The 7,213-nt window shown below is 70.8% G+C and carries 6 protein-coding genes; 3 read left to right on the top strand and 3 right to left on the bottom strand.

Features of this window, described 5'->3' with window-relative positions; all coding sequences use genetic code 11:
• Positions 1 to 564, bottom strand: a 564-nt coding sequence (locus ASC99_RS24575; protein ID WP_235583112.1) for a DeoR/GlpR family DNA-binding transcription regulator, incomplete at its 3' end; no start/stop codon positions are given.
• A gap of 133 nt (positions 565 to 697) precedes the next feature.
• On the opposite strand from ASC99_RS24575, the gene ASC99_RS24570 reads away from it, so the two are divergent.
• From ASC99_RS24570 to ASC99_RS24560, 3 genes are all read left to right on the top strand, one after another.
• Positions 698 to 1,123: a hypothetical protein gene (locus ASC99_RS24570; RefSeq protein ID WP_057235754.1), complete on the top strand. Its 426-nt coding sequence runs from the start codon at positions 698 to 700 to the stop codon at positions 1,121 to 1,123.
• 157 nt (positions 1,124 to 1,280) lie between these two features.
• Positions 1,281 to 2,810, top strand: coding sequence for an LCP family protein (locus ASC99_RS24565; protein ID WP_057235751.1), 1,530 nt, complete (start codon positions 1,281 to 1,283; stop codon positions 2,808 to 2,810).
• A 258-nt stretch (positions 2,811 to 3,068) separates the two neighbouring features.
• Entirely contained in the window at positions 3,069 to 4,904 is a 1,836-nt protein-coding gene (locus ASC99_RS24560) for an alpha/beta fold hydrolase (RefSeq protein ID WP_057235748.1), read from the top strand.
• Between the two features lie 52 nt (positions 4,905 to 4,956).
• Here the strand turns inward: ASC99_RS24560 and ASC99_RS24555 are convergent, their stop codons facing one another.
• Both ASC99_RS24555 and ASC99_RS24550 read right to left on the bottom strand, forming a co-directional pair.
• A complete protein-coding gene (locus ASC99_RS24555; protein ID WP_057235811.1) occupies positions 4,957 to 5,850 on the bottom strand; it encodes a DUF4232 domain-containing protein in 894 nt (297 codons plus the stop codon).
• Between the two features lie 86 nt (positions 5,851 to 5,936).
• Positions 5,937 to 7,184, bottom strand: coding sequence for an MFS transporter (locus tag ASC99_RS24550; RefSeq protein ID WP_057235745.1), 1,248 nt, complete (start codon positions 7,182 to 7,184; stop codon positions 5,937 to 5,939).
• Between the last annotated feature and the right edge of the window lie 29 nt (positions 7,185 to 7,213).

The following is a 7,213-nucleotide window of genomic DNA, read 5'->3' as shown; positions in this document are numbered from 1 at the left end:
GTCGAGCGAGAACTCCGACCACCCGTGCTCGGCGTGCACCCCGCCGATCGACATCACGAAGCAGTCGAAGACCAGCGCGTCCACCGCCCGCAGCGCGAGCGGCCCGACCAACGACTGCTCGTTCGCCCGCGCCTCGCCTCCCAGCACGAGCAGCCGGATCCCCGGCTGATCCGCCAGCCGGACGGCCGCCTGCAGACTGAGCACCGCCACGGTCAGCGGTGCCCGCGCGATCAAATGCGCCGCGACGTGCACGGTGGTGGTTCCGGCGTCGAGCAGCACCGTCTGGCCAGGCTCCACCAACTCGGCCACTGCGGCGCCCAGTCGGTTCTTGGTGGCGGCCTGCCACGGCTCCCGCGCCGCAAACCCGATCCGTCTCTCCCGCGTCCCGGTGGCCCGGGCGCCGCCACGCACCCGCTCGACCATCCCCTGGCGCTCCAGCTCGTCCAGATCCCGTCGCACCGTCATCTCGGACACGCCGAGCCGCCGGGCCAGTTCGCCGACACCCATCTGCTCGGCGCCCTGGACCAGGCGCAGGGTGACATCGAGGCGGTTCGCAGTAGCCATGACGCATTTCTAACACAGGCATGTTCGTTCTGGTAGATCCGTGTGAGCAATTCGCCCTGGCGCTCGATTGGTGGGCACTGGATGCCCTAGTCTCTGGCGGCGCACCCTGCCGAATCCGACCCTGAGGACGACTGTGGCCAGCCCCGCCCCCGAGCTCCCCGACACCACCGAAGCCGAACCGTTCGCCGAGGCCGCCGAGAGCGCGGCACCGCGCAGGCGCTGGTTCGGCCCCGGCCTCCGGGCGGCACTCGTGATCATCGTCGGAGCGGCACTCGCGCTGACCGCCGCCGCCTACTTCTACAAGGACGACCCGAAGGCCGCGAAGGCCGGCGACTGCGTCCACAGCGCGGGCCCCGACGACGACCCCGACGTGACGATCGTCGACTGCTCGGCCGGCGACGCCGACCTGAAGGTCCTCAAGGTGATCCACGGCAGCAACGAGAAGCAGTGCGACACCGAGCCCGGACTCGTCGCCACCTACACAGAGAAGCGGACCAGCAGCACCGTCATCCTCTGCCTCGGCGAGATCGCGCCGCCCAAGCTGCCGGGCAACGTCTGACCCGACCGGCCGTCGGCCTAGGCAGCCGACGGCCGCTCAAACATCCGTTCACCGAAGCGTTCTGATTCTGTAACAGATTCCAGCCCGGCCCGTGATCTCCGATAGGTTCGTACAAGTGCCCGACGGGGGGCCGACCATGAGGACCGGGGGACGCGCCATGACCAACCACGAGCCGAATCCCGGCGGACGGGCGGCCGCCCGACAGGCAGCCGGGAAGCACGGCCGGCGTCAGCAGAAGACCCGCCCCCGCTGGGTCGTGCCGGTCCTGCTGACCGCCGGCTCACTGGTGGTCGCGGGCTGCGGAGGCGCCTTCCTCTACCTGCGGCACCTGGACTCCAACATCCAGTCGGACCGGCTCGGCGCCGGCAACGCCCCGCCACCGCCCGGCCAGGCCGATGCCAAGGGCCGGGTGGCGATGAACATCCTGATCATCGGCACCGACAGCCGGAAGGGCCTCGGCGGCGGCTACGGCGACCGGCAGAACACCGGTCTCGGCAACAACGACGTCAACATCGTGCTGCACGTCTACCCCGACAAGCGCGCGGCGGTCGCCCTCGACCTGCCCCGGGACTCCCTGATCGACATACCGAAGTGCACCTCCAAGGACGGCAAGGTCTCCCAGGCGGTGAACCACCGGCCGCTCAACGAGGCGATGGGCCGGGGCGGGCCCGGCTGCGTCCAGGACACCGTCCAAAATCTGACCGGCCTGAAGATCGACGCCTGGGCGGTGGTGAACTTCCAGGGCGTGAAGGACCTCACCGACGCCGTCGACGGTGTCGAGGTCAACCTGTGCACCCCGGTCTCGGACAAGAACTCGCACCTCGACATTCCGGCCGGCCCGGTCAAGCTGACAGGTGAACAGGGCCTTCAGTTCGTCCGCACCCGCTACGAGGTCCTGGACGGCACCGCAATCGGCCGGTTCTCGATGCAACGCGCCTACCTCTCCTCCCTGCTGCGCAAGCTCACGGACAAGGGCACCCTGCTCGACCCGACCAAGGCGTTCTCGGTGATCGAGGCCGCCACCAAGTCGCTCACGGTCTCCGAGAACATCGCCGGCACCACCAAGCTGGTCTCGCTGGCCGACGACCTCAAGAACATCAAGCCGTCCGAGGTCGAGTTCGTCCAACCACCCACCGCGTTCACCCACGACGACCGGGACCCGACGCTCCGCGAGAAGAACAAGCTGGTCGATCCCCAGTCGAGAGATCTCTTCACGCTGATCCGGCTGGACAAGCCCCTCGACGGCGGCGAGGACCACAGCGGCGGACAGCCGAGCGCTCCGACCGCTGCCCCCGCCCCGGCCGCACCACCGGTGAATCCGGCCACGGTCAGCGTCACCGTCCTCAACAGCACCGCCCAGAAAGGCCTGGCCACCAGCACGGCCGAGACCCTGGCCAAGCTCAAGTACAAGGCCGAGCCCGGGACCGGAGCGCCGAAGAACGTGACCACCAGTACCGTCCAGTACCCGAGGGCCGACCAGAAGAACGCCGCCCTCGCCATCGCCCTGGCCCTCGGCCTGTCCGAGTCCGCCGTCGTGGCCGGCGGCACCGGCACCGGCGTGGTGGTCACCCTCGGCACCGACTACCGGCCCGCCACCGGCACCCCGACCGCACCGGTGCCCACCGCCCTGCCCACCGAGGTTGCCGTGCACCAGGCGGACGAGACCGGCTGCACCAAGGTCAAGTAGCCGGTCCGCGTCGCGAATTGGCTCGCACCGACGTCGAAGTCAAGCCAGGTGTCAGAAGCTCCGAACCGCACACGAAGTATCGTGCTATGGTCACGGAGAGCCACCAAGCCGCGACCGTGTGTTCCAACTGCGGCCCTTGGTAGGCCATTTCACCTACCCCATGATCGTGTTACGCCGGAGGCCCACCACACGCCTCCGGCTCCTGACGCATGTGACGCCGTGCTCCGGCACGTCCGAACGGCAGGAGAGGAACAGACCATGAACGCACCCCAGGACGATTCGACCAGTACGGTCACCGCCGCACAGCTCGTACAGATCGCGGACGGCGGTATCTGGGCGTCGAGCACAGCGGTCGCCCCGGACGCGGCCAACGTCGGCCAGGCGCTGGTGGCCACCTTGCAGGGCGCCGCCACCCGGAGCGTACTCACCCCCGAGCTCGAGCAGTTGGTCGCCGACGTGCGGCGGGTGGCCACCATCGGCTTCCCGCGGATCACGGCTCCGGGCGGTATCGAGCTCTCGGCGCACACCATCAAGCTGAACACCTCCGAACCGCGCCCGGTGGTCATCGTCCCCTCCGGATGGACGCCGTTCGGCTGGGTGCTGTTCGAGTACACGTACCTCCAACTCGCGCTCCGGGGTTACCACGTGCTGGCGTACACCCCGCGCGGCATGGGCCTGACCACCAAGCTCCCCGGCGGCGGCTACCTCGACAGCCCCTGGACCTCCGGCGGCACCATCGACGTGGCCGGCCCCCTGGACCGGGCCGACGGCTGGGAGGTCATCACCTATGCGCAGCAGTACTTCCAGCCGAGCTCGATCGGGTTCCTCGGCGAGTCGTACGGGTCCGGGATCAGCCAGCTGGTCGCGGCGAGCGATCCCGAGGAGCGGGTCTCGGCGGTCGTCGCGCTGAGCACCTGGGGCAACCTGGCCACCAGCCTGCTGCACAACGACACCTGCCACCTCAAGGCGGTCGCCGCGCTGGTCAACTTCACCGGCGGGCCGGTGGAGCGCAAGTTCGACGAGGAGACCCAGCAGATCCTGCGGGACTTCGACCTGGGTCAGAACCTTGACCGCGTACGGGACTGGGGCGAGAAGCGCGCCCCCGAGCGGTTCGTCCCCGAGACCAACCGGCTCGGCATTCCGACCTTCTTCTCCAACACCTGGCACGAGACCCTCTTCCCGGTCAACCAGGTCCTGGACACCTTCAACGAGTTGACCGTGCCCAAGCGGCTGAACCTGTGGATCGGTGACCACGCGGCACCGGAGGGCGCCGGGCTGACCATTCCGTTCAGCGGCCCGAACACCCCGGTGGCCGAAGCCTTCGCCTGGCTGGACCACCACCTGCGCGGCATCCCGAACGACGTGCCCGACTGGCCCGAGGTCAACAACCAGGTCATGTTCACCTACCGGACCGAGGCCGACCCGGACACCGGGAAGAACGTGATCACCGAGCCGGCCGTACGCGAGTCGCGGCAGAGCTGGGACGAGGTGACGACCCAGGTCGAGCGCTGGTTCCTGGCCGACGCCGCCCCGGGTGACCAGGACGGCGCCCTGATGCTCGGTCAGAACAGCGCCTGGACCCGGGAGTTCACTGCCGGGAGCCTGACCGAGGCCACCGCGGTCGATGAGGTCCTGACCACCGGCCAGGCCGAGTGGAACGGCAGTCCGAAGGTCTACGAGACCGCGAAGTTCGAGCGGCCGAGCCTCCTGATCTGGGCCACCGAGGCGCTGACCGGCGGCTCGGACGGGCAGACCGCGCGACGGCTCAGGGGCGTTCCCCGGGTGCGCCTGACCGTCCGCAGCACCGCCGCCTCCACCACCCTGGTCGCCTACCTGTTCGACGTCGGCCCGGACGACACCGCCCGGATCATCGCGCACGAGCCGTACACCCTGACCGACCTCACCCCGGACCAGGACACCACCGTCGACTGGGACCTCCAGGCCGCCGCCTACGACGTGCCCGCCGACCACCGCCTGGCCCTGGTGATCAACAGCATGGACCAGCTCTACTCGCACGCCACCGTCGACGGCAGCACCACGACGATCAGCTCGCCGGCGTCCGACCCCTCCTACCTCGACCTCCCCCTGGGCTAGTTGCCCCGACCCACAGACGAGTGAGGGCCCCGGTGCGACCGCGCCGGGGCTCTCACCCCTTCCGGTCCTCCCGCTGCCAGGCGCCGACGCCGAGCCGCCCGGTCGTCCCCAGGTCGAGCTCCGGGATCACCATCACCGGGTCGGAGCCCGCCTGCGCCCGCACCCGCAGGTACGGCGCGTTCACGGGGTCGGCGACCCCGGCTTCGAGCGTGTTGCGCCACACCACAATGGCCTGGGCCCGCTCGCCGGGCTGCAGGGCCAGCGGCTCGGGCGGGCCGTCGGCGCCCGTGCCGGTGGCGATGGCGCTGCCACCCTGCAGCACCTGCACGCTCTCCACCACCTTGTGCTCCTCGTCCAGGATCTGGAGCTGCGGGTAGCCGTTGAGCCGGGTGGTGCCGGTGCCGCAGTTCTCCAGGTGCAGACCCACCGCGCGCAGTCCCATCGCGGCATTCCCCTGGTCCGCATAGACCCGCACTCCCGACGGCGGACAGGGCCCGGTCTCGGCCGACGCCTCGGCGCTCGGAACGCTCCGCACCTTGACGATCCGCACGCCTGCCGGGACGCTGCCCAACGCCAACGGCCCGACCACCGTGCGCTTCACGGTCTGCCCTGAACCGACCGACAGAACGGCCTCCTCCGCGGTCACCGAGGCTCCTCCGGAAGCCGCCATGAACGTCAGCGAGATCGAGTAGGAGAGCGGCCCGGCCTCCCGGTTGGTGACCTCGAATTCGGCGCAGGCGCCACGGACGGCGGTGATCTTCACACCGTCCTTCTCCGGACCGGCCGAGCCCCCGGACGGCACGACTCCGCAGGAGGACGCGCCGGGCAACGGTTCAGGCGACAGCGCCCCACCCCTGCTCCCCGGGCCGGCCGCCTGCGAGCCGCACCCGGCGAGCAGCAGGGCACCGGCCAGGACGACGGGGAGTGCAGAGAAGGAACTACGCATCCACCGATTCGACCAGTTCTGGATCACGGCGGCAGTGACCCGGACCACATCCCCGGCAACAGGCCTGTCACAACCGTGACGGCCCGTCAGGCGCGGTTCGGCGCCGGCTCCGGTTCGGGGCGGAACGCTGCCGCGCGGCGCGGCAGCAGCAGCAGCGGCGTCGCCAGCAGGAGCACACCGGCCAGGCCGATGGCCGTACGCGGGCCGAGCAGGGTGCCGAGCACGCCCCAGGCCGCCGTCAGGAGCGCGGTCGAGGCCTTGGTCGTCACCGCCCAGGCCGACAGCGTGCGGGCGACCCGGTCGGCCGGGGTGCGCTCCAGGCGGTAGGTGGCGTAGACGGGGTTGAAGACCCCGCAGCAGAAGATCAGCCCGAACTCGACGCCGACCACCACCAGCAGCCCGCCGGTGCCCGGCCCGACGAAGGCCAGGCCGACGGGCCAGAGCGCGCGCAACGTCCCGGCCCCGGCCAGGACCCGGTGCTGCCCGAACCGGGTGACGAGGGGGCGGGCCAGCTGCGAACCGAGCAGTCCGCCGATCGAGGGCGCGGCGAAGGCGAGGCCGTACTGCCACGGTGCGAAGCCGAGGTTGCCGAGCATCAGGACGGCCAGCAGCGGCGTGGCGGCCATCACCAGGCCGTTGAACAGGGCGGTGTTGAAGAACAGCGGACGCAGCGTCGCGTCCGCGAGGATGTACCGCCAACCGTCGAGCAGGTCCCCGGCCCGCATCCGCGCGGCCTCGCGGCGCTCGGGCGGCGGCTCGGACCCGCCCGTCGCGCGGATGCCCAGGGCCGAGAGCAGGTAGCTGACCGCGTCCAGCACCACCGTCGCCACCGGGCCGAGCAGGCCGATCGCGGCGCCGCCCAGCGGCGGACCGATGATCGTGGTCGTCCAGGAGGTGGACTCGAACCGGGAGTTGGCGACGAGCAGGTCCTCGGCCGGCAACAGCATCTTCAGGTACGCGCCGGAGGCGGCGCGGAAGGTGATGTCGGCCGCCGCGACGACCACCGAGACCACCAGGAGCTGAAGGAAGGTCAGCACGCCGAGCGCGAACGCGACGGGGATCGTCAGCAGTGCCGCGAACCGCACCAGGTCCAGCGTGATCAGCACCGGCCGCTTGCGGCGGAACTCCACCCACGGGCCGAGCGGCACCGCCACGACTGCGCCCACCGCGGCTCCGACGGCGGCGAGCGCGGCGACCTCGGCCGGTCCCGAGTGCAGCACCTGGATGGCGATCAGCGGGAACGCGCCGAAGGCGAGCCAGGTGCCGAGCGCACTGGTCCCGTACGCACCCCAGAGCCACCCGAACTGCCGCCCCAGCCGCTGCCCGCTCCTCATGCCCGACACCCTTCGCGCTCACCCGCGCC

The organism is Kitasatospora sp. Root107 (assembly GCF_001424875.1).
Taxonomy (GTDB): Bacteria; Actinomycetota; Actinomycetes; order Streptomycetales; family Streptomycetaceae; genus Kitasatospora.
This window is presented reverse-complemented; position numbering and strand designations above follow the sequence as displayed.